The organism is Rhizobium quercicola (genome assembly GCF_021168455.1).
GTDB classification, from domain to species: domain Bacteria; phylum Pseudomonadota; class Alphaproteobacteria; order Rhizobiales; family Rhizobiaceae; genus Ferranicluibacter; species Ferranicluibacter quercicola.
Window position 1 is genome coordinate 59,696 of sequence record NZ_JAJOZR010000015.1, and the last position, 22,334, is coordinate 82,029.

General features: G+C 64.6%; 19 protein-coding genes and 1 pseudogene. 11 read left to right on the forward strand and 9 right to left on the reverse strand.

Translation table 11 applies throughout. The annotated features are described in order from the left end of the window. Positions 1-54: 54 nt before the first annotated feature. The 7 genes and pseudogenes from LRX75_RS20205 (at position 55) to LRX75_RS20235 (ending at position 9,194) form a co-directional block, all read left to right on the forward strand. Positions 55-657: a dimethylamine monooxygenase subunit DmmA family protein gene (locus LRX75_RS20205; RefSeq protein ID WP_231816446.1), complete on the forward strand. Its 603-nt coding sequence runs from the start codon at positions 55-57 to the stop codon at positions 655-657. Then, positions 654-1,619, forward strand: coding sequence for a PDR/VanB family oxidoreductase (locus LRX75_RS20210; RefSeq protein ID WP_231816447.1), 966 nt, complete (start codon positions 654-656; stop codon positions 1,617-1,619). The genes LRX75_RS20205 and LRX75_RS20210 overlap by 4 nt, the downstream gene beginning before the upstream one ends. Before the next feature lie 12 nt (positions 1,620-1,631). Further along, positions 1,632-2,672, forward strand: a complete 1,041-nt coding sequence (locus tag LRX75_RS20215) for a heme-dependent oxidative N-demethylase family protein (RefSeq protein ID WP_231816448.1) — start codon at positions 1,632-1,634, stop codon at positions 2,670-2,672. A gap of 50 nt (positions 2,673-2,722) precedes the next feature. Further along, positions 2,723-3,856, forward strand: a complete 1,134-nt coding sequence (locus LRX75_RS20220) for an aminomethyl transferase family protein (RefSeq protein WP_231816449.1) — start codon at positions 2,723-2,725, stop codon at positions 3,854-3,856. 68 nt (positions 3,857-3,924) lie between these two features. Then, positions 3,925-5,280: an NAD(P)-binding domain-containing protein gene (locus LRX75_RS20225; protein ID WP_231816450.1), complete on the forward strand. Its 1,356-nt coding sequence runs from the start codon at positions 3,925-3,927 to the stop codon at positions 5,278-5,280. Between the two features lie 32 nt (positions 5,281-5,312). After that, a pseudogene (locus LRX75_RS20230) lies at positions 5,313-7,613 on the forward strand (DUF1989 domain-containing protein); the annotation flags it as partial. A 669-nt stretch (positions 7,614-8,282) separates the two neighbouring features. Continuing rightward, a complete protein-coding gene (locus tag LRX75_RS20235; RefSeq protein WP_231816452.1) occupies positions 8,283-9,194 on the forward strand; it encodes a LysR substrate-binding domain-containing protein in 912 nt (303 codons plus the stop codon). Here the strand turns inward: LRX75_RS20235 and LRX75_RS20240 are convergent. The 8 genes from LRX75_RS20240 to LRX75_RS20275 all read right to left on the reverse strand — a co-directional run bounded on the left by LRX75_RS20240 (position 9,174) and on the right by LRX75_RS20275 (position 17,289). After that, positions 9,174-9,713 carry a gluconokinase gene (locus LRX75_RS20240; RefSeq protein ID WP_231816453.1) on the reverse strand — a complete coding sequence of 180 codons (540 nt, stop codon included), beginning with the start codon at positions 9,711-9,713 and terminating at the stop codon, positions 9,174-9,176. The genes LRX75_RS20235 and LRX75_RS20240 overlap by 21 nt on opposite strands. A 1-nt stretch (position 9,714) precedes the next feature. Then, a complete protein-coding gene (locus tag LRX75_RS20245) occupies positions 9,715-10,995 on the reverse strand; it encodes a TRAP transporter large permease (RefSeq protein WP_231816454.1) in 1,281 nt (426 codons plus the stop codon). A gap of 4 nt (positions 10,996-10,999) precedes the next feature. Further along, entirely contained in the window at positions 11,000-11,551 is a 552-nt protein-coding gene (locus LRX75_RS20250; RefSeq protein ID WP_231816455.1) for a TRAP transporter small permease, read from the reverse strand. 80 nt (positions 11,552-11,631) lie between these two features. Further along, positions 11,632-12,627, reverse strand: a complete 996-nt coding sequence (locus tag LRX75_RS20255; protein ID WP_231816456.1) for a DctP family TRAP transporter solute-binding subunit — start codon at positions 12,625-12,627, stop codon at positions 11,632-11,634. A gap of 31 nt (positions 12,628-12,658) precedes the next feature. Continuing rightward, positions 12,659-13,576, reverse strand: a complete 918-nt coding sequence (locus LRX75_RS20260; RefSeq protein WP_231816457.1) for an NAD(P)-dependent oxidoreductase — start codon at positions 13,574-13,576, stop codon at positions 12,659-12,661. Between the two features lie 19 nt (positions 13,577-13,595). Then, positions 13,596-13,901, reverse strand: a complete 306-nt coding sequence (locus LRX75_RS20265; RefSeq protein ID WP_231816458.1) for a putative quinol monooxygenase — start codon at positions 13,899-13,901, stop codon at positions 13,596-13,598. A 9-nt stretch (positions 13,902-13,910) separates the two neighbouring features. Then, positions 13,911-15,269 (reverse strand): NAD(P)H-dependent oxidoreductase, encoded by a 1,359-nt coding sequence (locus tag LRX75_RS20270; RefSeq protein ID WP_231816459.1) that lies wholly within the window; start codon positions 15,267-15,269, stop codon positions 13,911-13,913. Between the two features lie 427 nt (positions 15,270-15,696). Next, positions 15,697-17,289, reverse strand: a complete 1,593-nt coding sequence (locus LRX75_RS20275; RefSeq protein WP_231816460.1) for an isocitrate lyase — start codon at positions 17,287-17,289, stop codon at positions 15,697-15,699. 126 nt (positions 17,290-17,415) lie between these two features. On the opposite strand from LRX75_RS20275, the gene LRX75_RS20280 reads away from it, so the two are divergent. The 3 genes from LRX75_RS20280 to LRX75_RS20290 all read left to right on the forward strand — a co-directional run bounded on the left by LRX75_RS20280 (position 17,416) and on the right by LRX75_RS20290 (position 19,568). Continuing rightward, entirely contained in the window at positions 17,416-18,816 is a 1,401-nt protein-coding gene (locus LRX75_RS20280; RefSeq protein ID WP_231816461.1) for a helix-turn-helix domain-containing protein, read from the forward strand. 171 nt (positions 18,817-18,987) lie between these two features. Further along, on the forward strand, positions 18,988-19,188 hold the full coding sequence (locus LRX75_RS20285; protein ID WP_231816507.1) for a type II toxin-antitoxin system VapB family antitoxin: 201 nt from the start codon (positions 18,988-18,990) through the stop codon (positions 19,186-19,188). Next, positions 19,185-19,568, forward strand: a complete 384-nt coding sequence (locus LRX75_RS20290; RefSeq protein ID WP_231816462.1) for a type II toxin-antitoxin system VapC family toxin — start codon at positions 19,185-19,187, stop codon at positions 19,566-19,568. The genes LRX75_RS20285 and LRX75_RS20290 overlap by 4 nt, the downstream gene beginning before the upstream one ends. 274 nt (positions 19,569-19,842) lie before the next feature. Here LRX75_RS20290 and LRX75_RS20295 read toward each other — a convergent pair whose 3' ends face one another. Then, entirely contained in the window at positions 19,843-20,856 is a 1,014-nt protein-coding gene (locus LRX75_RS20295; RefSeq protein ID WP_231816463.1) for a LacI family DNA-binding transcriptional regulator, read from the reverse strand. A gap of 195 nt (positions 20,857-21,051) precedes the next feature. Between LRX75_RS20295 and LRX75_RS20300 the strand changes: the two genes are divergently transcribed. Continuing rightward, positions 21,052-22,296 (forward strand): ABC transporter substrate-binding protein, encoded by a 1,245-nt coding sequence (locus LRX75_RS20300; protein WP_231816464.1) that lies wholly within the window; start codon positions 21,052-21,054, stop codon positions 22,294-22,296. Positions 22,297-22,334 lie beyond the last annotated feature (38 nt).

Consider the following 22,334-nt stretch of genomic DNA (forward strand, 5'->3'; position numbering starts at 1 on the left):
GCGCGCCTGCGCCGTCTGCTCCCGGATCGCCTGACATCCCTTCGAGACATGACCATGCAGCCTTCCCCGATCAAAAGCCGCCCGCTCTACGGCACGCTCGCACCGGTTCGCCAGGCGACGCGGCATATCGTCCTTGCCGAAGGCGAGGGTGCGTCGGCCGTGACCGAAGCCTTTCGCGGCCACGATGCCCTCGCCCGCACGACCATCCTTTTCTCGCCGGCACCGCGCAGCGCCGATCGCCGGCAGGAGACGGATCTGGCGTCCCTTTCCTGCGCGGCCCTGCATGTCGCATCGGGTGTCGAGGATCTGCTGTCCGAACTCGCAACGACGCTGTCGTCGGCGACCATGGGAACGCGGCTCTATATCAGCGGCAGCGAGGATTTCATCGGCCGCGTCACGCGCGAGGCCCTGCAGCGGGGCATCGATGCGGACGCGATCCAGACGGAGCATCGCGGCGTCCCGACGCGCCGCGTCCAGTGCGTTCACTGCAAGGGCTTCACCGACGGGGTGTGGGCAAGCCCGGCTGTGTGCTCCCAGTGCGGTCTGCACCTTCTGGTGCGCGATCATTATTCCCGCCGCCTCGGCGCCTTCATGGGCGTGTGCATCGATGCCGAAGCGCCGGGCGAGATCCCGCCGGCAGAGGCCTTCGGCGCATGAGCGGCGGCGTCCAGTATCCCGTGCGGGTGATCGAGACCGAGGCCCTGTCGCCGACCGTCAAGCGGCTGCGGCTGGCCCGGCGCGACGGGCAGGCCCTGCCGCCCTATTCGGCCGGGTCCCATACGGTGCTGACGCTCGATGGCGGCACCCGCCTCATCCGCAACGCCTATTCGCTCCTCGGCTCGACGCTGGCCGGCGGCGCGGCCTACGAGGTCGCCGTGCTGCGCAGCCCGCAATCGCGCGGCGGCTCGGCCTTCATCCACGATCACCTGACCGTCGGCACGGCGCTGACCCTGTCGGCGCCGATCAATCTCTTTCCCGTCAACCGCACCGCTCGTCGCCATATCCTCGTGGCCGGCGGCATCGGCATCACGCCCATTGCGGCCATGGCACGCGAGCTTGCAGCACTCGATCTCCCCTTCGAGCTGCATTACGCCATGCGCGATACGGCAAGCGGCGCCTTCGCTGCAGAGCTTGCGGCCCGGCACGGCGACCGCCTGCATCTCTATGTCAGCGAAAAGCAAGAGCGGCTGTCGGTGCGCGACATCCTCGACCGCCAGCCGCTCGGCACGCATCTCTATGTGTGCGGACCCGAGCGCATGATCGAGGGCGTGCTGGCCGACGCTCGGACCGCCGGATGGCCGGAGAGCGCGCTGCATGCCGAGCGCTTCCTTGCGCCCGAAGGGGGTGAGCCCTTCGCCCTGCGGCTTGCCCGATCCGGCATTTCCACCGTCGTTGCCGACCACCAGACCCTGCTGGAGGCCATCGAGGCGGCCGGGGTGGACGCGCCCTACCTCTGCCGGGGCGGTGCGTGCGGCCAGTGCGAGACGCGCGTGCTGTCGGCCGACGGCGACCTGCTGCATGGCGACCATTACTTGACGGACAGCCAGAAAGCCTGCGGCCAAACCATCATGACCTGCGTCTCGCGGCTGCGCGGCCGCGAACTCGTGCTCGACCTGTGACGGAGTGACACCATGACCCTTTCGTTCAATGCCGAGACCTTCCGCGACGATTACACCTTCGCCAACAGCCCGACGGCGATCCGGGCATTTCCCTTTCCCTTCGAGCGCGACGACTACACCTATACGGTCAACATCGAGCAGCACGTGCCCGGCCCCGTGCAGTCGGCGACCGAATTTCCGATCCATATCGACGAGCACTACGTGGCCGAGATGCAGGACCGCGCGATCACGCTCGCGCAGGACCCGCTGCGCTGCCAGTCTCTGCCGCACATGATGACGGCGGAGTGGGATCTCGTGGAACTGCTGATGACGTCGATGGCGACGCATTATCCCGAGACCTTCACCCTGACACGCGACGGCGACCGCTGGCACTGGATCAACCGGCCGCTCGGGCTCGACCAGCATTTCACCTTCGGCGACGCCTCCACCCTTCCGCAGGGGCCGATGGAGTACATCACCCGCCAGTGCCAGGGCGATTTCTGCCTGCTCGACCAGCGCGACGACAATCTCTGGATGGATGCGGGCATGGTGACGACGCAGGCCGACTGGTCGCTCGATTTCGACCTCGGCATGAACTTCATGGAGTGGCACGCCCCCGTGCCGCTGGCCCATGATCTCGGCGTCTTCGAGCGCGCGCTGAAGTTTCTCCTCAACCTGCAGCAGGGCCGCCCCGTGCGCCGGCTGAACTGGACGATGACGATCCATCCGCGCCTCGACACCAGCCCGGAAAACTACCACCGCTGGGGCATCGACAAGGCGAGCGTGACACCGGAGAACGTCGGCGACAAGGTGCATCTGCGCGTCGAGCTGCAGGCGCTCTGGCGGCTCCCGCGCTCCAACGCCATCGTGTTCTCGATCCGCTGCTATCTGATCAAGATGGACGAACTGGTCACGCAGAAGAAATGGGCGCGCCGCTTCCACCGTGTCCTGGCGAGCCTGCCGCAGCCGATTGCCGACTACAAGGGTCTTGCCCGCTTCCGCGACACGACCGTCGCCTGGCTGTCGCGCCATGACGACGGCCTGCCGACCTCGCCCGGCTTTGCGCCGGACTGACCCGTTTTTCACCCGACGCCAGACGACCGATAGACGATTTGGAGGACGACATGACGGCATCCTGGAGATTTTCGACCCTGGCCGACCGCCACCGGGCACTCGGCTCGAAGCTGGAAGACTGGAGCGGCATGGGCACCGCCTGGTCCTATGACGGCGACGCCGATCGCGAATATCTGGCGATCCGCACGAAAGCCGGTCTGATGGACGTGTCCGGCCTGAAGAAGGTGCACATCACCGGCGCGCATGCCGCCCATGTCATCGATCTCGCCACCACGCGCGATGTCGAGAAGATCTATCCCGGCAAATCGGCCTATGCCTGCATGCTGAACGACGCCGGCAAGTTCACCGACGACTGCATCATCTACCGCATCTCGCCCAACAGCTGGATGGTGGTGCACGGCTCGGGAACCGGCCACGAGGAGCTGCAGAAGGCGGCCGTCGGCCGCGACGTCTCCATCCGCTTCGACGACGACCTGCACGACCTGTCGCTGCAGGGGCCGCTTGCCGTCGACTACCTCGCGCCGCATGTTCCCGGCATTCGCGATCTCCCCTATTTCCATCATCTCCAGACGCGGCTCTTTGGCCTGCCCGTGATGATCTCGCGCACCGGCTATACCGGCGAGCGCGGCTACGAGATCTTCTGCCGCGGACAGGACGCGCCCGCGATCTGGGATCGCATCCTCGCGGAAGGTGCCGACATGGGCATCATCCCCTGCCGCTTCACCACACTCGATATGCTGCGGGTGGAAAGCTACCTGCTGTTCTACCCTTACGACAATTCGCAGAAATATCCCTTTGCCGACGAGGGGCCGGGCGACACGCTCTGGGAGCTCGGCCTCGACTTCACCGTCAGTCCCGGCAAGACGGGCTTTCGCGGCGCCGAGGAGCATGCCCGCCTCAAGGGGCGCGAGCGTTTCCGGATCTTCGGCCTGCGTCTGGACGGCGCGGTGCCGGCCGACGAGGGCGCGCCGGTGATGCAGGACGGCCGGCAGGTCGGCGTTGCCACCTGCGGCATGGTCTCGCCGATGTCAGGGGCATCGATGGCGATCGCCCGGCTCGCGGTGGCGTGCGCGGTGCCCGGCACGTCGCTTCAGGTGATGAATGCGAGCGGCCCGATCGCCGCCGCCGCCCACGCCCTGCCCTTCGACGACCCGAAAAAGCTGAAGCGCACCGCCAAGGGCTGAAACAAAGACACCGCCGGCGCGCCGCGAGCCCGCGTGCCGCCGGTTTCCCGTCAGGATGGAGATCGAACATGAAGAAACGCGTTGCCGTCATCGGTGCCGGTCCGAGCGGACTGGCCGTCCTCAGAGCTTTCGAGACGGCCAGGCGCGCCGGCATCGACGTGCCGGAGGTCGTCTGCTTCGAGAAGCAGAGCAACTGGGGCGGTCTCTGGAACTACACCTGGCGCACCGGTCTCGACGAGTTCGGCGAACCCGTCCACGGCTCCATGTACCGCTATCTCTGGTCGAACGGTCCCAAGGAATGCCTGGAATTTGCCGATTACTCCTTCAAGGAGCATTTCGGCCGGGTCATTCCGTCCTACCCGCCGCGCGCCGTGCTGCACCACTATATCGCCGGCCGCGTCGAGAAGAGCGGCGTGCGCGCCTATATCCGGTTCCTGACGCCGGTGCGCAACGTCGTCTGGTCTGAGGAAACGCAGAGCTTCTCGGTCACCGTCAAGGATCTGCAGAAGGACGAGCACTATACCGAGGCATTCGATGACGTGGTCGTCGCCAATGGCCACTTCTCCGTGCCGAACATGCCCGCCTTCCCCGGCATCGAGGGGTTTCTCGGCCGCGTGATGCATGCTCACGACTTCCGCGCCGCCGACGAATTCGCCGGCAAGAACGTGCTGCTCGTCGGCTCCTCCTACTCGGCCGAGGACATCGGTACCCAGTGCCACAAATATGGTGCGGCCTCGGTCACCTTCAGCTATCGCACCAGGCCGATGGGCTTCGACTGGCCCGACACGTTCGAGGAAAAGCCGCTGATCGCCCGCTTCGTCGGCAAGACCGCCTATTTCATCGACGGCACGAGCAAGACGGTCGATGCGGTCGTGCTCTGCACCGGCTACCAGCATTCCTTCCCCTTCCTGCCCGACGATCTGCGGCTGAAGACCAACAACCGGCTCTACCCGCTCGGGCTCTACAAGGGGGTCGTCTGGGAGCGGAACCCGCATCTCTTTTACATCGGCATGCAGGACCAGTATTATACGTTCAACATGTTCGACGCGCAGGCCTGGTTTGCCCGCGACGTGATCCTCGGCCGGATCGCGCTTCCGCACGCCGCCGCGCAGGAGGCCGACATCAAGGACTGGCGCGCCCGCGAGGAGGCTCTGACCAACCCGTTCGAGGCCATCGACTACCAGACGGATTACGTCCGCGACCTGCTGTCGGCCACCGACTATCCCGATTTCGACGTGGAAAAGGTCGCCGAGCTTTTCAAGGAATGGGAGCATCACAAGGTCGAGGGCATTCTGACCTATCGCAACAAGTCCTATCCGTCCGTTCTCACCGGCGACATGGCGCCGGTGCACCACACGCCCTGGATGGAGGCGCTGGACGATTCGCTCGAAGCCTTTCTGGGCGTGCAGGAAGCGGCGGAATAAAGCCGAAGAACCGGGCGGAACAGGGAGACGACATGACACGGATCTGGACGAGCGACATGGCGCAAACCGGCACGCCCGTGCCGGCGCTCCGGCCGACTTCCGCCATCCTGCGCGGCGGCGAGGCGCGCCTGTTGGCCCTGCGCCCCGGCGACCGCGTGACGCTGCGCAATCTGGAGGGCGCGCAGCCGGTCGAGATCCACGGCTTCGGCCCGCCGGGCAGCCTGCAGGGCCTTGCCGCCACCCTGTCGCCGGGCCCGGCCCTGTCCCCGTCCCCGTCCGCCTACCGGATCCCCCCGGCCGTCGCGCAGATCCTCGATATGCCGCGGCAGGACCCCCCGATATCAGCCACCCTGTTCGACGCGGAAACGCCGGCCGGCGCCGCCGTGACGCTGGAAGCGCGCGCCGACCTCTTCTGCCTTGTCGCCGCCCCCGGCCGGCCCATGGCACCCGATGCGCAGGACACGCCGACGGACATTCTGGTCGAGATCCTGCCGATCGTGGAGCGTGCCGGCGAGATCCCGCCGCCGCTCGCCCCCCGGGTCGTGGCGGAGGTGCGCATCGCGGCGGCGACCGCCTCGGCCTTCCGGGTGAAGGCGGGGCAATATATCCAGATCATCGATGTCGACGGCCGCCAGTGCTCGGATTTCCTCGCCTTCGATGCGGGCGATCTGGCGCAGGGTGCCGAGTTCGGCATCGACCCCACGACCACGCGCACCCTGATGGGCTCGAGCTTTTCGGGCCCCGGCCTGCATTCCAAATATTTCGATGCGCGCATGCGGCCTCTGGTGGAGGTGGTGCAGGATACGGTCGGCCGGCACGACACGTTCCTGCTCGCCTGCACCGCCAAATATTACGAGGACATGGGCTATCCCGGCCATTCCAACTGCACGGAGAACTTCAACCGGGTTCTCGCCCCTTTCGGCATCGCGGAGCGCAAGGGCTGGCCGGCCATCAATTTCTTCTACAATACGTTCGTGGATGCGCAGGACCGGATCTCCATGGACGAGCCCTGGTCGCGGCCGGGCGACTATGTTCTCCTGCGGGCGCTGACCGACCTCGTCTGCGCCGCGTCCTCCTGCGCCGACGACATCGACCCGGCCAATGGATGGGTGCCGACCGATATCCATGTCCGCGTCTACGATGCCGACAGTCCGTTTGAAAAGGGAAGCGCCCACCGCATGACACCCGATGCCGAACCCCGCATGAGCCGCGAAACGGGCTTCCACCCGCGGACCTCCGCGCTGACGCGCACCTTCGAGGACTATCGCGGCTTCTGGCTGGCCAGTTGCTACACCGATGCCGGCCCGATCGCGGAATACTGGGCCTGCCGCGAGCGCGCCGTCATCATCGACCTCTCCGCGCTGCGCAAGTTCGAGATCACCGGCCCGGATGCCGAAGACCTGCTGCAGCGCGCCGTACCGCGCAACGTGAAGAAGCTCGCCGTCGGGCAGATCGTCTATACGCCGCTGACCTACGAGACGGGCGGCATGATCGACGACGGCACGATCTTCCGGCTGGGCCCGCACAATTTCCGCTTCGTCTGCGGCGACGACTTTTCCGGCGCCTGGCTGCGGGACCTCGCCGACAAGCATGGCCTGAAGGCCTTCGTGCGCAATTCCAGCGACCAGCTGCACAATATCGCCGTTCAGGGGCCGCGCGCGCGCAACATCCTCGCAACGGTCATGGTGACGCCGCCGCATCAGCCGACGCTTGCCGAGCTGAAATGGTTTCGCTTCGCCATCGGCCGGATTGCCGACCGGCCGGTCCTCGTGTCCCGCACCGGCTATACCGGCGAACTCGGCTACGAGGTCTGGTGCCATCCGCAGGATGCCGTGATCGTCTGGGATGCCGTCATGGCGGCAGGCGCGCCGGAAGGGCTGACGCCCATGGGCCTGGCCGCGCTCGACATGGTGCGCATCGAGGCGGGTCTGGTCTTTGCCGGCTATGATTTCTCCGACCAGACGGACCCGTTCGAGGCCGGCATCGGCTTCACCATTCCCAAGGACAAGCCGGACGCCTATGTGGGCGACGCCGCCATCGCGCGCCGCCGCGACCACCCCCATCGCCGCATGGTCGGCCTCGACATTGCCGGCAACGAGCCGATCGGCCATGGCGACGGCGTGCATGTCGGGCGGGCACAGGTGGGCGTCGTCACCAGCGCCGTCAAATCGCCGATCCTCGGGCGCAGCATCGCACTCGCCCGCCTCGACATCGCCTTTGCCGAGATCGGCACGAAAGTGGAGATCGGCAAGCTCGACGGCCACCAGAAACGCATCCCGGCAACCATCGTCCCCTTCCCGCATTTCGACCCGCAGAAGACACGCGTACGAACCGAAGCGCCCGCGGACGCCCCTAAAAAAGGCGTGGCACCCGACGAAAGCCCGGCCTCAACGGTGATCGACGATCCCCGTGGTGCGGCAAACAGGGGTGTGTAGGTAAGTTTCATAGTCTGTAGGCCTGAGCCTGACAGAGGCCCTCATGCCGATAGCCTCACGCTGCGGAGAACGGGCGTGGATGCCCTGGCGCATCGAACAGGCGAGCGCCGCGGGGTGGCAGCTCACGCTGCTGCCGACGTCAAATCCGGGAGAACTAGGCCCTCCCCGACGTGATCAGCCCTTGTAGCCGTGATTGTTGAGGATGCGGCGCGTTTCGTGCGAGCGCGTGAGGACGATGGCGTCCCAGATCTTCTGGCCGAATGCGATGCGGTTCCGGGGAGCTTCCGTCTTCATGGTCTTTGTCCTGCTAAATCCTGACCGCAATGTACGGGACGCGGCGAAGGACCGGTAGGCTGGTTTTCGCATGGCTGCCGTGCACCCGTGCGGTGGCCGTCGACGCCGAAGGGCGCCCGGTTTCGCCTGTGTGCGGCGGGAGAGACGATCACAGGTCGCAATGCGCGCGCCGATCCTGGTCTATCCGGTTGTTTCTGCCGGATTGTCCGACGGCGAAGCGATTTCGCTCCGGCGGGAAATGCTTTAGGTTCGCGCGTCAACCCGGAACCCGCGATGCAGCTTCCCATCAAAGCCATACTGGTCTTCCACGCCGCCGCACGCGCCGGCAGCATTGCGCGGGCGGCCGAGGAGCTGAGCGTGACGCCTTCGGCCGTCAGCCAGCAGATCCAGGTTCTCGAAGTCCAGCTCGGCGTGGCGCTCATGACGAAGGCCGGGCGCGGCATCGCGCTGACGGAGGCCGGTGAGCGTTATTTCTCGATGATATCGGGGCAGATGGAGAGCATCGAGCAGGCGACCGCGACCCTGCGCGGCTTCCGCTCGGTGACCACGCTCACGGTGCGCGCGACGCCGACGCTGTCCAACAAATGGCTGTTACCGCGGCTCGGGCACTTTCTCGATCGTCATCCGGATCTGGAACTGCGCCTCGACGGCACGAACGAACCGACGGACTTCAATCAGGAGCTGGTCGATATCGAGCTGCGTCACGGCGACGGGCGATGGCCGGGCCTTTATGTCGAGAGCATCGCCGAGGAGCAGTTCTATCCCGTGTGCTCGCCCGACTACGCCGCCGCACACAGCCTGCGGGCCGAGGAGGTTCCGGCCCATCGGCTGATCCACTCGGTGAAGTCGCAGGCGCAGTGGAACAGCTGGTTTCCGCTTGCGGGCGTGGCAACGGAGGAGCGCTGGCGGCGCGTGCTGTTCGACCGCAGCCACATGGCCATCGATGCCGCCGTTCGCGGCATGGGGATCGCGCTGGAAAGCACGCTGATGATGGACGAGGAACTGCGGCGCGGCCGCCTCGTCTGCCCGGTCGTCGCGCCGCCGGAGGTGCGCATCTCCACCCAGTGGATCGTCTGCCCGCGCGACCATCTGCGGCAGAAGAAGGTGCGCCTGTTCCTCGACTGGCTGCGCACCGAACGCGACCTCTGGCAGGCCGCCTACCCCTCAGGCGCGATGCCGGGCTGACACGGCCCCATCGAACAGCCACGCGCAGGAGAGGTCGGTCAGCGTCTCCGGCGAGGAGGCGATGTCCAGTCGCAGGGCATCCTCGTCGGGCTGCGGCGTTTCCAGCGTCGCAAGCTGGCTTGCCAGCAGCGAGGCGGTGGCGAAGTGATCGCGACGGGCCTGCAGCCGCTCGAGGATCAGCGCGGCGGTTCCCTCCAGGGAGACGAAGCGCGCACTGCCGAGCCGCGCCCGCAGAAGGTCGCGATAGCTCCGTTTCAGCGCCGAGCAGGCGATGATCACCGGCCGGTCGTCCTGCGCGAGCGCCCGGTCGCAGACGGCGTCGAGCCAGGGCCTGCGCTGCTCGTCGGTGAGCCCGAAGCCGTCACGCATCTGCGCGACGGCTTCGGGTGCATGCAGCTCGTCGGCCTCCACGAAGCGGCAGCCGATCCGGCCGGCGATCCGCCGTGCGATCTCGGACTTGCCCGTGCCCGCCGTCCCCATGACGACGACGAAGCCGGAGGGAGAAGAAGACGCCGTCATCTCAGTACATGCCGAGCAGGCGGATGGGGCCGAGGGTCAGGACGGGGAAGAGGACGAGCGCGAAGATCGCGAGCGTCAGCACCGCCATCGGCGCCAGCGATCCCCGGATCACATCCTCCACCTTCATATTGGCGACCTGCGCCGCGGCAAACAGGCAGACGCCGACCGGAGGGGTGACGAGGCCGAGCGTCAGCGTCATCACGGTGACGATGAGGAAGTGGATCGGGTCGATGCCGATCGCCTGCACCGGCGGCATCAGCACGGGAATGAGGATGAACATGGCCGGGATCGCCTCCATGAAGATGCCGATGATCAGGAGGAAGACGAAGATGACGAGCATGCCGGACAGGGGTCCGAGGTTCATCGCCTGCAGCAGTTCGGCCACCTTGTCCGGCAGCCCGTCATAGGTGAAGACCCAGGCGGCGATCTGCGACGTTGCGGCGATGAAGAGGATGGTGCCGGAGATGCGCGCGGTGGAGATGAGGATTTCCGGCAGCTCGCGCACCGGCAGGGTGCGATAGACGAGGACGCCGAGCACACCGACATAGACGACGGCGATGGCGGCGGCTTCCGTCGGCGTGAACAGGCCGCTGGCGATGCCGATGATGAGAATGAGCGGCGTCAGCATGGGCAGGATCGCGCCGATGCCGGTCACCACGACCATGCGCAGGTTGAACGGCGATGGCGGATTGTAGCCGTAATAGACCGAGTAGAAATGGTTGAACACCATGAAGGCGAAGGCGATGAACAGGCCGGGCACCAGCCCTGCCACCAGAAGCGTGCCGATCGAGACATTGGCGATCGAGCCGGCGATGACGACGAGGATGGAGGGCGGGATGATCGAGGACAGCGTCGCCGTGCAGAGCGTCATGCCGACCGCATAGCCCTTGGGAAAGCCGTGGCGTTCCATCGCCTTGATCTCGATGGCGCCGACGGAGGCGATATCGGCGACCGAGGAGCCGGAGACGCCGGAGAAGATGACCGACGAGATGACGTTGACATGGCCGAGGCCGCCCGGCAGCCAGCCGACCATGGCTTCGGCGAAATCGAAGATGCGCTCGGCCACCCGGCCGCGCTCCATCACGGTGCCCACCAGAATGAATAGGGGCACGGCCACAAGCAGGAACGAGTTCATCGAGGAGAACATCGTCTGCGACAGGAGATCGAGCGGCATGGAGGTGAAGAGCGTCAGCGTGGCGACGCTGGCGAGCGCCAGCGCCACCGCGAGCGGAATGCCGAGCATGCTCAGGCCGAAGAAGGCGACGAGAAGAAAGACCGACATGGCTTCAATATCCTGACGAGATGGACACGTCGGCATGGGCGATTTCGCCGGCCGGAAGTCCGAGTTCGGGAAGGGCGATGAGCTCGCGCCGGTTTCGCAGCGAGTCGAAAATGGCGAGGATCGCGATCACGGCCGACACCGGCATCACCATGCCGATCAGCCACATGGGGATCGGCACGGTCGCCGCGGTCTCGTTCATCATGATCTGCTGGCGCATCAGCGTGAAGCCCGTCCAGCCCATGAGGCCGAAGAAGAAAACGGAGGAGCCGACATAGATCGGCACGGCCAGCCTCTGGAAGAAGCGCCGGCCCATGACGAGGAAGACGACGACGCGGGCGCTTTCCACCGTGCGGAAACCGGCCGCAAGCCCGAGGAACACCATCCAGATGAACAGGAAGCGCGTCGCCTCCTCCGTCCAGGGGAGCGGGTGGCCCGCAAGCCGACCGATGACCTGCAGCAGGACGACGACGAGAATGCCGGCACAGGCGATACCGGCCGCGACATCGGCGACGAGGCGAACGACTGTACCCAGCAACGAACTAAGGGGAGCGCGCATGCGAAAGCCCTTCCGGATGGAGTGCGGTGCAACGAAATGGGACCGGCACCATGCCATTGCGGCATGGTGCCGTCATGACCTCAGTTCGTGGTGACGAAGGCGCGCGTGCGGTCGAAGAAGGCCTTGTCCTTGACGAGGGCCGCGAACTTGTCCTCGAGGCCGGCGGCCACATCGACGAAGGCCTTGCGCTGCGCTTCTGTCAGCTCGTTGACCTGCATGCCGTTGGCCTTCAGCGTCGCGATGGATTTCTCGATGTCGGACGCGTCGTTCGAAGCCTTCCAGGCTTCCGTCTCCCTGGCGGCGTCCGTCAGCGCCGTCTTGAAGGCGTCGCTCAGGCCCTCGTAGCGGGCCGGGTTCATGCCCAGCACCCAGGCATCGGCGATGTGGTTGCTGATCGTCGCATAGGTCTGCACTTCGTAGAGCTTGGCGCTCACCGGCACGTTGATCGGGTTTTCCTGCCCGTCGACCACCTTCAGCTGCAGCGCGTTGTAGACCTCGGCAAAGGCCATCGGCGTCGGGGCAGCCCCCATCGCGCCGAAGAACTCGACCCAGAGCGGATTGTTCGGCACGCGCAGCTTCAGGCCCTTCAGATCGGCCGGCGTGGTGATCGGCAGCTTCGAATTGGTGATCTGGCGCAGCGGACGCGACCAGAGATCGACGCCCTTGATGCCGATCTTGCCGAGGTCGGCCTCCAGTTCCTGGCCGTTCTCGCTGTCGAGATAGGCGCGCAGCTGGTCGATGTCGCGGAACTGGTAGGGAATGGCGATCGCCGTGAACTTCGGATTGAAGGTCGCATAGAGCGAGGTCGAGTTCAGCAGCATGTCGAGCGAGCCGCCGGCCAGCTGCTTGACGCCCGCCGCGGGATCGCCGCCATAGAGCGTGCCGTTCGGAAAGACCTTGATCGTCAGCTCGCCATTGCTCTTGGCGGAAACGATCTCGGCGAATTTCTTGGCGGCAAGCGTGATCTCGGACGTATCCGGATCGGGCGTCGACAGGGTCAGCGTCTCCGCCTGCGCAAGGGTTGCGGTCAGCAGGGTTGCGGCGGCCATCAGGCTGCGAAGCGTAAAGTGTCTCATTTCATTCCTCCCAGATAACGTTGGATCGGTTCTACGCGGGACTGTCCCCGCGCGCATTCATGCGTTGAAGTTCGAGGATGACGGCGCTGTGATCAAGATCGCCGTCGCCATGATCCACCATAGCTTGGAACAGACGATCAACCTCCTCGCTGATCGGCAGTCTGAGGCCGTGATGCCGGGCAAAGCCGAGGGCCGTCGAGGTATCCTTCACCTGATACTTCGCCGGTCCGCCGGGCTTGAAATCGCGCTCCACCATGCGCAGGCCGTGCTGTTTGAAGACGGTGGAATCCGCAAAGCCCCCCAGGAGCGCCTCGCGGACCTTGGCCGGATCGGCACCGCCGCGCTCGGCAAGCGTCAGTGCTTCCGCCACGGCGCAGATCGTGGAGGCCACGATCAGCTGATTGGCGAGCTTCGTCAGCGCGCCGCTGCCGGCCGGCCCCACATGGGTCACACGGCCGAGCGGGGCGAAGACCGGTGCGAGATGCCCGACAACGTCGGCCGGCCCGCCGGCCATGATCGCGAGCGTGCCGTCCCTGGCGCCCTTTTCGCCGCCCGAAACCGGGGCGTCGAGACAATCGAGGCCGCGTCGTGCCGCGGCCTGCGACAAGGCCACCGCCGTCTCCACCGGAATGGAGCTCATGACGAGGAGGACCGAGCCCGGACGCATGGCGGCGATCACGCCGCCCTCGCCACCCTCGCCGTTCAGCACCGCCTCGCAGACCGGGCCGGAGCTGAGCATGCAGAGCACCACATCCGCATGCCGGACAGCGTCCTGCGCGGTGGCGGCCGTCTCGACGCCACGCGCCTTCAGGCCGTGGGCCTTGTCCGGCGAGCGGTTCCATGCGGTGACCGCATAGCCCGCTTCCGCCAGCCGGCCGGCCATGGGACCGCCCATGATGCCGGTGCCGATCACCGCGATAGTCCGGATGGTGGCGCGCATTTCCGTCATGTCGTTCAAATCCTTCCCCCTAGGGATGTTGCCGCGTCGCGAAGCGGACGGGCCGCTCCTCGACGATAAGCGGGGGAAAGGCCTTGCGGAAGCGCTCCAGATGCGGCGTTTCCAGATGCGCGTCGAAAGCGGCCCGGTCGTCATAGACCTCGTAGAAGACCACGGTGTCGCCGGCAGCCTCCGGGCAGATCACGTCGAACTGCCGGCAGCCGGGCTCGTCCGTCACCGAGTGCTGCGCATCGTCCTGCGCAGCGGTCAGAAACGCGTCGAGCTGGCCGGCCTTCACCTGGAATTCGGCGATGACGACGAAAGCGTTCGCGGACATCTCCGGCCCTCACTCGGCGGCGAGCTTGGAGGGATGGAAGCTCTGTTCCATCTCCTGGCGCAGGCGCACGACATCGAGGTCGTTGACGATCTCGACATCGTCGAAGGACACGATCTGGTCCTTCTTGATCGGGCGCTTCAGCTTGACATTGTGTGCAAGGCCGATCGGCAGGGCCTTGAGGTCGAGGCTGCGGGCGGCCGGGATCGCATTGGCCCAGACGGCATAGCCGCCCTCGCCGTCCAGCATCTCGCCCGGCTGCATGTCCTTCTTCGCGGTCGCCACCGCATCGCCGCGGAATTCCTTGGAGCAACCGGTCGGCTCGTTGCGCAGCACGGCGGAGAGAACGCTGACCGAGGTTTCCAGGCCGATGATGTGGAACGGACGCCACATCGAGGCGTACCAGCCGGACGGATCGGTCAGAAGGCCGTATTGCTTGAAGCAGGCGCGGGCATATTCATTGTGCGCCTTGAAGGTGACGAACACGCCGTAGCGGATGTTGTTGAACACCTCGCGGCCGTCCGGCTCCTGGCTGGCGGCAATATCGACGAGGCCCGCGCGCGCCATGCGGCCGCCGTCGGAGGTGGGGCGGAAGACGCGCGCGAGATCGTGCAGGCCGGCCGGGGGAAAGGCCAGGCCGTCATCCGGGCAATCGAGACCGGTGCCGTTGGCGACCGCCGCCATCTCGATCGCCGCCTTGGTGCCGTCGGTAAACGAGTTGTAGAGCTTGGGATTGAGATTGTCGGCGGCGACCTGTTCCTCGGTCCAGCCGAAGAGGCCCCAGACCGTATCCGGCGTCGAGTAGCGGTAGCGCGGCTCGAAGTTCATGCCCTTGCCGGCCGACGTCACCTCGAAACCGGTGGCGCGGGCCCAGTCGACGAGCTCGCAGATCAGTGCCGGCTGGTCGCCATAGGCCATGGAATAGATCAGCCCCTTGGCCCGCGCCTTTTCGGCGAGGATCGGCCCGACCATGACGTCGGCTTCCACATTGACCATGACGACGTGCTTGTTGTGCTCGATGGCGCCAAGCGCATGGCGCGTCCCGGCGATCGGATGGCCGGTCGCCTCGATGATGCACTCGATCTCGCCGCATTCGTAGAGCGCCTTGGCGTCGTCGGTGACGAAGGTCGTGCCGGTCTTGATCGCATCGCCGCAGCTGGTGGCGGCATAGCGCTCCTTCGGCCAGCCGACGCGGGCCATGGAGTCCTTGGCCTTGCCGACGTCGAGATCGACGACGCCGACGAGGTGCAGGCCCTGGATGCGCTGCACCTGCGCCATGACCATCGACCCGAACTTGCCGGCGCCGATCAGCCCGACGCGGACCGGACGGCCCTTGTCGGCACGAAGTTGAAGCAGTGAATAGAGATTCATTTCAAGATCCTCGGCTGGGGACAACGCAGGTGAAGAGAGACCGGCCGGAGACAGGATCGGCAAAGGACATCGGTCCCGGGTTCGGGCATGGCTGCCCGCCCGTGGAAACGGCGTCGATTGCGTGTTTCGTCTCCTCCCGAAGAGCGCGGTCCTCTGTCCGCCCCCCTCTCAGCCGCCTCCCGAAGCGGCTTCTGACATGACATTACGAGGGAAGAGAAATTAGCTCCATTTAGAATAATCGGAGAAAAGATTAGAAATTCTACATTGTCAGAGGGTTCGCGTGATCGTCGCCATTCGACCGCCGCATCACGGAAAACGCAAAAGCGCGGGGCTCTCACCCCGCGCTTTTGCGTACCTCGCTCTGTTTTCGCGAACGCCTCGAGGACGCGGTTGCCCGCGACCCCGAGGGGCCGCCCCCTCGACCGCCTCAGGCCGCGAACTGGTTCATCGTGTTGTGCGAACCGCCGGCCTTCAGGGCCGCCTCGCCGGCGAAATATTCCTTGTGGTCGTCGCCAAGGTCGGAGCCGGCCATGTTCTGGTGCTTGACGCAGGCGATGCTCTCCCGGATCTCCTTGCGCTGGACGCCCTTGACGTAGCCGAGCATGCCGGCATCGCCGAAATACTCCTTCGCCAGATTGTCTGTCGACAGGGCCGCCGTGTGGTAGGTCGGCAGCGTGATCAGGTGGTGGAAGATCCCGGCGCGCTGTGCGGCATCGCGCTGGAACGTCCGGATCCGCTCATCCGCCTCCTGTCCGAGCGGCGTCGTGTCGTAATCGACGCTCATCAGCCGGGCGCGATCATAGGCCGAGACGTCCTTGCCCTCCTTGACCCAGGCGTCGAAGACCTGCTGGCGGAAGTTCAGCGTCCAGTTGAACGAAGGCGAGTTGTTGTAGACCAGCTTCGCATTCGGAATGACCTCGCGAACGCGATCGACCATGCCGGCGATCTGCTCGATATGCGGCTTTTCCGTTTCGATCCACAACAGGTCGGCGCCGTTCTGGAGCGAGGTGATGCAATCGAGAACGCAGCGATCCGCACCGGTGCCTTCGCGGAACTGGTAGAGGTTGGACGGCAGGCGCTTCGGGCGCATCAGCTTGCCGCCGCGGTTGATGATGACATCGCCGTTGAGCGAGCTGATGTCGGCAACTTCCTCGCAATCTAGGTAGGAATTGTAGAGGTCGCCGATATCGCCGGCGGACGCGCTGACGGCGATCTGCTTGGTGAGGCCGGCACCGAGCGAGTCGGTACGGGCGACGATGATGCCGTTGTCGATGCCCAGTTCGAGGAAGGCATAGCGGCAGGCGCGGATCTTCGCGATGAAGTCCTCGTGGGGAACCGTGACCTTGCCGTCCTGATGGCCGCACTGCTTCTCGTCGGAAACCTGATTCTCGATCTGCAGCGCGCAGGCCCCGGCCTCGATCATCTTCTTGGCCAGAAGATAGGTCGCCTCGGCATTGCCGAAGCCGGCATCGATGTCGGCGATAACCGGGACGACATGCGTCTGGTAATTTTCGATCGCCTGCTGCAGCTGGCGTTCGCGGGCGATGTCGCCGGCCTCGCGAGCCGCATCGATATCGCGGAACAGCATGCCGAGCTCGCGGGCATCGGCCTGACGCAGGAAGGTGTAGAGTTCCTCGATCAGCGCGGGAACGCTGGTCTTCTCGTGCATGGACTGGTCGGGCAGCGGCCCGAACTCGGAGCGCAGCGCCGCGACCATCCAGCCGGAGAGGTAGAGATAGCGGCCCTTCGTGGTGCCGAAGTGCTTTTTGATCGAGATCATCTTCTGCTGGGCGATGAAGCCGTGCCAGCAGCCGAGCGACTGGGTATAGTTGGCCGGATCGGCATCGTAGGCCGCCATGTCGCGACGCATGATGTCGGCGGTGTAGCGCGCGATGTCGAGACCCGTCTTGAAGCGGTTCTGCAGCCGCATGCGGCTGACGGCCTCGGCGGTGACGCCGCTCCAGCTCGCATTGGCGGAAATCAGGTATTCGATCTTGCGGTAGTCGGTCTTGTAAGCCATCAGAACACTCCTCAGTTTTGATGGAGCCTTGATAATCCGGCTTTTTCCACTGCGTCAGAGGCTTCGGTGTGCACTTGTCAAACGTTACAAATTTTGCTTGTAATGTTGTAAGGATGGAGACGTGTCATGTCGGACAAGCAGGGTGTCTATGTCGGCGCGCGCCTGAGACGGCTGCGGCGCAATCTCGGCCTGACCCAGTCCGACATGGCCGCCGACCTCGAGATCTCGGCATCCTACATCGCCCTGATGGAGCGCAATCACCGGCCGGTCACGGCAGAGGTGCTTCTGCGGCTGGCGCGATCCTACAAGATCGACATGGCGGATCTCGCCGGCGATGGCGGCGCCGATCACGCCGCGCGGTTGCAGACGGTGATGAAGGACCCGATCTTCGCGGATATCGACCTTTCCACCACCGAGATCTCGGAGGTGGCGAACGGCTTTCCGGGCTTCAGCGAGGCGCTGCTGCGGCTTTACACCGCCTATCGCGAGGAGCAGCTCGCCCTTGCCGAGCGCCTGCCCGACCAGGGCGCGCAAAGGCTGGAGACGGTCGATCCGGTGGCGGCCACGCGCCGCTTCCTCGCCGCGCGGCGAAACAGTTTTCCCACGCTCGACACCGTGGCCGAGAGACTGGCCGCCACCGTCAAGGACAAGGGCGGCATCGCCCAGTATCTGCTGGAGCGGCACGGGCTTCGCATCCGCCGCCTCCCCTCCTCCATCATGTCGGACTCGTTGCGTCGGCACGACCTGCACCACAAGCAGATCCTGCTCGACGAGTCGCTGGACATGGCGAGCCAACAGTTTCAGCTGGCCCAGCAGCTTGCTTATCTCGAATTCGGCAAGGAGATCACGGACGCCGTCGAGGAGGGCCATTTCCCGACGGAAACGAGCGCCCGTCTCGCGCGCCGGTCGCTCGCGAGCTATGTCGCGGCCGCACTGCTGATGCCCTACAGCGCCTTCGCCAAGGCGGTGGAAACCCGGCGCTACGATCTCGCCGCCCTGTCGCGCCAGTTCACCACCAGTTTCGAGCAGACGGCGCACCGGCTGACGACGCTGCAGAAGCCCGGACAGGAGCGCGTGCCCTTCTTCTTCATCCGGCTGGATGCCGCCGGCAACGTGTCCAAGCGGCTGGATGGCGCGCATTTCCCCTTCTCCGCCTCGGGCGGCGGCTGTCCGCTGTGGAATGTCCACCAGGTCTTCCGCATGCCGGGCGAGATCGTCACGCAATGGCTGGAGTTTCCCGACGGGCAACGCTTCTTCTCGATTGCCCGCACGGTCAGTGCCGGCGGCGGCGCCTATGGCGTCACGCGCGTCGATCGCGCCGTGGCGCTGGTCTGCGATGCGCAGCACGCCGATCGCCTGATCTATGTCCGCCCCGACAGCGACCGCACCCCGACCCTCGTCGGCATCGCCTGCCGCCTCTGCCAGCGCGCCACCTGCACCTCCCGCGCCGAACCCCCGATCGGCCGCCAGATCCTCATCGACGACTTCCGCCGAACGGCGGCACCGTTCGGCTTTGCGGATACGTGAGACGAGCGCCGGAGCCCTCGTCCAGCCCGGGAGCTTCGCTTCTGCCCCCTCGCCTCGATGGATGCGAAGGGGATGACCCGCAATGCGCATGGTAACACTGGCCGGCCCGATCAGGCATGGATTTTCGCACCGATTGGTGCTAGTGAGCGCATCAACCTTTGGGAGCTGCATATGCGATCGACGATCAGTCTCGATGACACCCTGATGGAACGGGCCAAGTCGCTGACGGGCACACGGGAAACAGCTGCTCTCGTGCGCCAGGCGCTCGAGACGCTGATCCGGGTCGAATCCGGCAAGCGGCTGATTGCGCTTGGCGGCACGATGCCCGAGGCCGAGGCGGCGCCGCGCCGCCGGAGCGACGTGGGCAGGTGATCCTTGTCGACAGCTCGATCTGGATTGATCACTTTCGACACGGCGACGAGGCGTTGGCCAGGATCATCCGAGATGACCGGCTGCTGTGCCACCCCTTCGTCGTCGGAGAACTGGCCCTCGGCAGTCTGCGGGAACGGGATGCGGTCATCGCGTTTCTGACGGCTCAGCGTGAAGCCGTCATCGCGACGCATGCGGAGGTCATGACGGTCATCGATCGCTTTTCGATCTTCAGTATGGGGATCGGTTACACGGATGCCCATCTGTTGACGTCAACCCTTCTCGACCGGCGATCCAGCTTATGGACGAGGGATAAGCGCCTAGCGGCTGCGGCTCAAAAGGTCGGGGCGACGCTTTATCCGTCCACGGATCATCCCCACTAGACATGCAGCGACGAACCTTCGCGCGGTCACTCCGCCTTTGACGGTCGTGCGGCGCATTCTCACGCCGCCTGTCATCGATCTTTCGTCAAACGGTTGTCCGCCTGTCATCTCGAAGCGGCATACGCGCCCCAGAACAGCGCGACCATTTTTTTGTCCGCGAGAGGTTCACAGCCACCGTATCCTAACCTTCCATGTAAAAGCACCGAAGATTGGTGGAAGGCGTTTTCTCTCCTTCAATCCACCCAACAAGATCGGACGCAAATTTCTATATCCTTCAAACGGCCCCGCAGGATTTTCGGATGACAAGGCTGCAACCTATGGCTTTGATCCCGAACTCTACGGGTTTTCCTTGAGTCAGGTCCAGCATCGCCAAGCCTGCCTTGCGGCCTAGTTCCTTCAAACCCATATCGATCGTGGTCAGCGCGGGACGTGTTTGGGCGGCGACGACATGCCAGTTATCAAAACCGACAACTGCAATATCGCTCGGCACAGATAGGCCGTGGTCTCTTAACGCGTCTATGACGCCTCGAGCGGTCTCATCGCTCCCGCAGAAGATCGCGTCTGGTTGCGGTTCCGGGCGCGAAAGGATCCGGTGCACCGCTTCGTGCCCCCATTCCTCGCCCCAGGCTCCGAACATCACCTCGCTTTTTTCGCCCATGGCATCGAGGCAGCCACGATAGGCTGTCGCACGACGGCGCACAGCAACGAAATCCTCCGGCCCCGTAATATGCAAGATTCGTCGATATCCCAAAGAAATGAGATGCTCGACAGCGAGACGCGCGCCCTGGCTGTCGTCGGGAACGAAAGATACGCTGTTTGCAGGCCCTTCGGCAAACGCATAGACGACCGGCATCGGCAGGCTCGAAAGATCGACATGAGGCGTGTGATCCAGCCTGGTGGCCGTGAAGATTATACCGTCGACCTGTTTATCCAGCAGAGCCTCAAGATGAAGCTGGGCCAGCCGTGGATCGTTGTTGGTGGCGCACAGAAAAACCGACACACCATGATCGACCAGTGCTTCCGACACCCCGGCCGTCATCGGCAGTGTCAATCGACCGTAGGTGTCATTGGTGATGACGCCAATCGAATGGCTGCGCCGGCTGAGCAATCCTCGTGCAAGGGCATTTGGCCTGAATCCAATCTCCTCGGCGATGCGCTTTACCCGGTCCCGGGTCTCAGAATTCGTTCGGCCTTGTCCGTTCAGCGCATTTGAAGCCGTGGACACGCTGACGCCCGCGGCCAGCGCAACATCGCGGATTGTGGCTCTCTTTCGATGCCCCGTGCTCATTCATTCAACCTCACCGCTCGCTTGATAAAACGTTCTATCAAGAAATATCCTAAGTGATAAAAGGTTTTAGCATTTCACACAGCTCGCTTTGTGTTCACGCTGTCGACAAGAGAAATATTCTCGATTACCGTCCATGTCACGTCAATGTCCGGCCTGTCGAGGAAAGTTGGCGACAACGAAAAAAGGGAACGCTCCATGCTAAAGATAAAATTGGCGCTTGCTGCGCTGTCACTTGTTGCCAGCACCACCCTGGCGAATGCAACCGATGTTACCTTGTGGGTTCGTACCTCATCAGGCGCCGTTCTTCAGGGTCTTGCCGATCATTACAACGCTTCCCACTCCGACAAGATCATCGTGACGCAGATCACCGCCGAGCAGATGGTGCCGAAGCTGGGCGCAGCCATTGCTGGCGGGGCAGCACCGGATGGTGCGGTACTGGACCTGATCTACCTGCCGACATTTGCAGCAGCCGATGGCTTGGAAGACATAAGCGAATTCGTCAAAAGCCGCCCCTACGCGAGCGCGATGAGTCCCTCCCATATCCGCCTCGCGACCTATGAGGACAAGATTTACGGCGTACCGGCCCTGCCTGATGCCTCGATCATCGCCTACAATATCGATCTTTTCGAAAAGGCCGGGCTCGATCCGAACAAGGCACCGGCATCTCTCGAAGAGATTGCCACGGACGCGAAGAAGATCGCAGGGCTCGGCAACGAGACCTATGGCTTCTACTTCGTCGCCAATTCGGGCAGCTGGCTGATCTACGACTTCCTGCCGCATCTCTGGGCGGCCGGCGCCGACATCCTGAGCGAAGACGGCCGCACGGCAACGGTGGATACGCCGGCTCTGCGCGAGACCATCGCGGCCTATCGCGACATGTGGAAGGCCGGCGCGATCCATCCCACCTCCCGCTCTGGCAACGGCAACAACGCGGTCGAGGCCTTCGCCTCTGGCAAGGTCGGCGTTCTCATGACCGGGTCCTATATCGTCAACCTGCTGACGAGCAAATATCCTGACGTCAAGTTCGCCGTCGCCCCGATCCCTGGCCCCAAGGGCGGCGCCTCCAGCTTTGCCGGTGGCGATACGCTGGCCGTCATGAAGGGCATCGATGAGGAAAAGAAGAAGGTCCTGCTCGACTTCGTCGATTTCTACATGACGCCGGAGCAGCAGGTCTACATCACCAAGGAATCCGGCATGCCCTCGCGCACCGATCTCGCAGGCGATGCCTATGCGAGCTTCGACAAGCGCAATCTGGTTTCCTACGACATCCTGTCGAAGGCACGCACGCCCTATACCTTCTCCTCGGACGAACTCTTCGTCAGCCGCACCGGACCCTTCGTTAATCTAATCCAGGGCGCGATCTTCGGCGAGGATGTGGACGGCTCGATCAAGACGGCGCAGGACGCTTTCACCAAGGTTCTTGAGCGAACCAACCCGTAAGGGCTTTACGGATCGCCGTCCGGGATCGTCATGACCAA

What these genes read in the sequence shown, in the direction of transcription:
- LRX75_RS20205 (WP_231816446.1), top strand. Translation starts at nt 55, where the DNA reads ATGCAGCCTTCCCCGATCAAAAGCCGCCCGCTCTACGGCACGCTCGCA.
- LRX75_RS20210 (WP_231816447.1), top strand. Translation starts at nt 654, where the DNA reads ATGAGCGGCGGCGTCCAGTATCCCGTGCGGGTGATCGAGACCGAGGCC.
- LRX75_RS20215 (WP_231816448.1), top strand. Translation starts at nt 1,632, where the DNA reads ATGACCCTTTCGTTCAATGCCGAGACCTTCCGCGACGATTACACCTTC.
- LRX75_RS20220 (WP_231816449.1), top strand. Translation starts at nt 2,723, where the DNA reads ATGACGGCATCCTGGAGATTTTCGACCCTGGCCGACCGCCACCGGGCA.
- LRX75_RS20225 (WP_231816450.1), top strand. Translation starts at nt 3,925, where the DNA reads ATGAAGAAACGCGTTGCCGTCATCGGTGCCGGTCCGAGCGGACTGGCC.
- LRX75_RS20235 (WP_231816452.1), top strand. Translation starts at nt 8,283, where the DNA reads ATGCAGCTTCCCATCAAAGCCATACTGGTCTTCCACGCCGCCGCACGC.
- LRX75_RS20240 (WP_231816453.1), bottom strand. Translation starts at nt 9,713, where the DNA reads ATGACGGCGTCTTCTTCTCCCTCCGGCTTCGTCGTCGTCATGGGGACG.
- LRX75_RS20245 (WP_231816454.1), bottom strand. Translation starts at nt 10,995, where the DNA reads ATGTCGGTCTTTCTTCTCGTCGCCTTCTTCGGCCTGAGCATGCTCGGC.
- LRX75_RS20250 (WP_231816455.1), bottom strand. Translation starts at nt 11,551, where the DNA reads ATGCGCGCTCCCCTTAGTTCGTTGCTGGGTACAGTCGTTCGCCTCGTC.
- LRX75_RS20255 (WP_231816456.1), bottom strand. Translation starts at nt 12,627, where the DNA reads ATGAGACACTTTACGCTTCGCAGCCTGATGGCCGCCGCAACCCTGCTG.
- LRX75_RS20260 (WP_231816457.1), bottom strand. Translation starts at nt 13,576, where the DNA reads ATGACGGAAATGCGCGCCACCATCCGGACTATCGCGGTGATCGGCACC.
- LRX75_RS20265 (WP_231816458.1), bottom strand. Translation starts at nt 13,901, where the DNA reads ATGTCCGCGAACGCTTTCGTCGTCATCGCCGAATTCCAGGTGAAGGCC.
- LRX75_RS20270 (WP_231816459.1), bottom strand. Translation starts at nt 15,269, where the DNA reads ATGAATCTCTATTCACTGCTTCAACTTCGTGCCGACAAGGGCCGTCCG.
- LRX75_RS20275 (WP_231816460.1), bottom strand. Translation starts at nt 17,289, where the DNA reads ATGGCTTACAAGACCGACTACCGCAAGATCGAATACCTGATTTCCGCC.
- LRX75_RS20280 (WP_231816461.1), top strand. Translation starts at nt 17,416, where the DNA reads ATGTCGGACAAGCAGGGTGTCTATGTCGGCGCGCGCCTGAGACGGCTG.
- LRX75_RS20285 (WP_231816507.1), top strand. Translation starts at nt 18,988, where the DNA reads ATGCGATCGACGATCAGTCTCGATGACACCCTGATGGAACGGGCCAAG.
- LRX75_RS20295 (WP_231816463.1), bottom strand. Translation starts at nt 20,856, where the DNA reads ATGAGCACGGGGCATCGAAAGAGAGCCACAATCCGCGATGTTGCGCTG.
- LRX75_RS20300 (WP_231816464.1), top strand. Translation starts at nt 21,052, where the DNA reads ATGCTAAAGATAAAATTGGCGCTTGCTGCGCTGTCACTTGTTGCCAGC.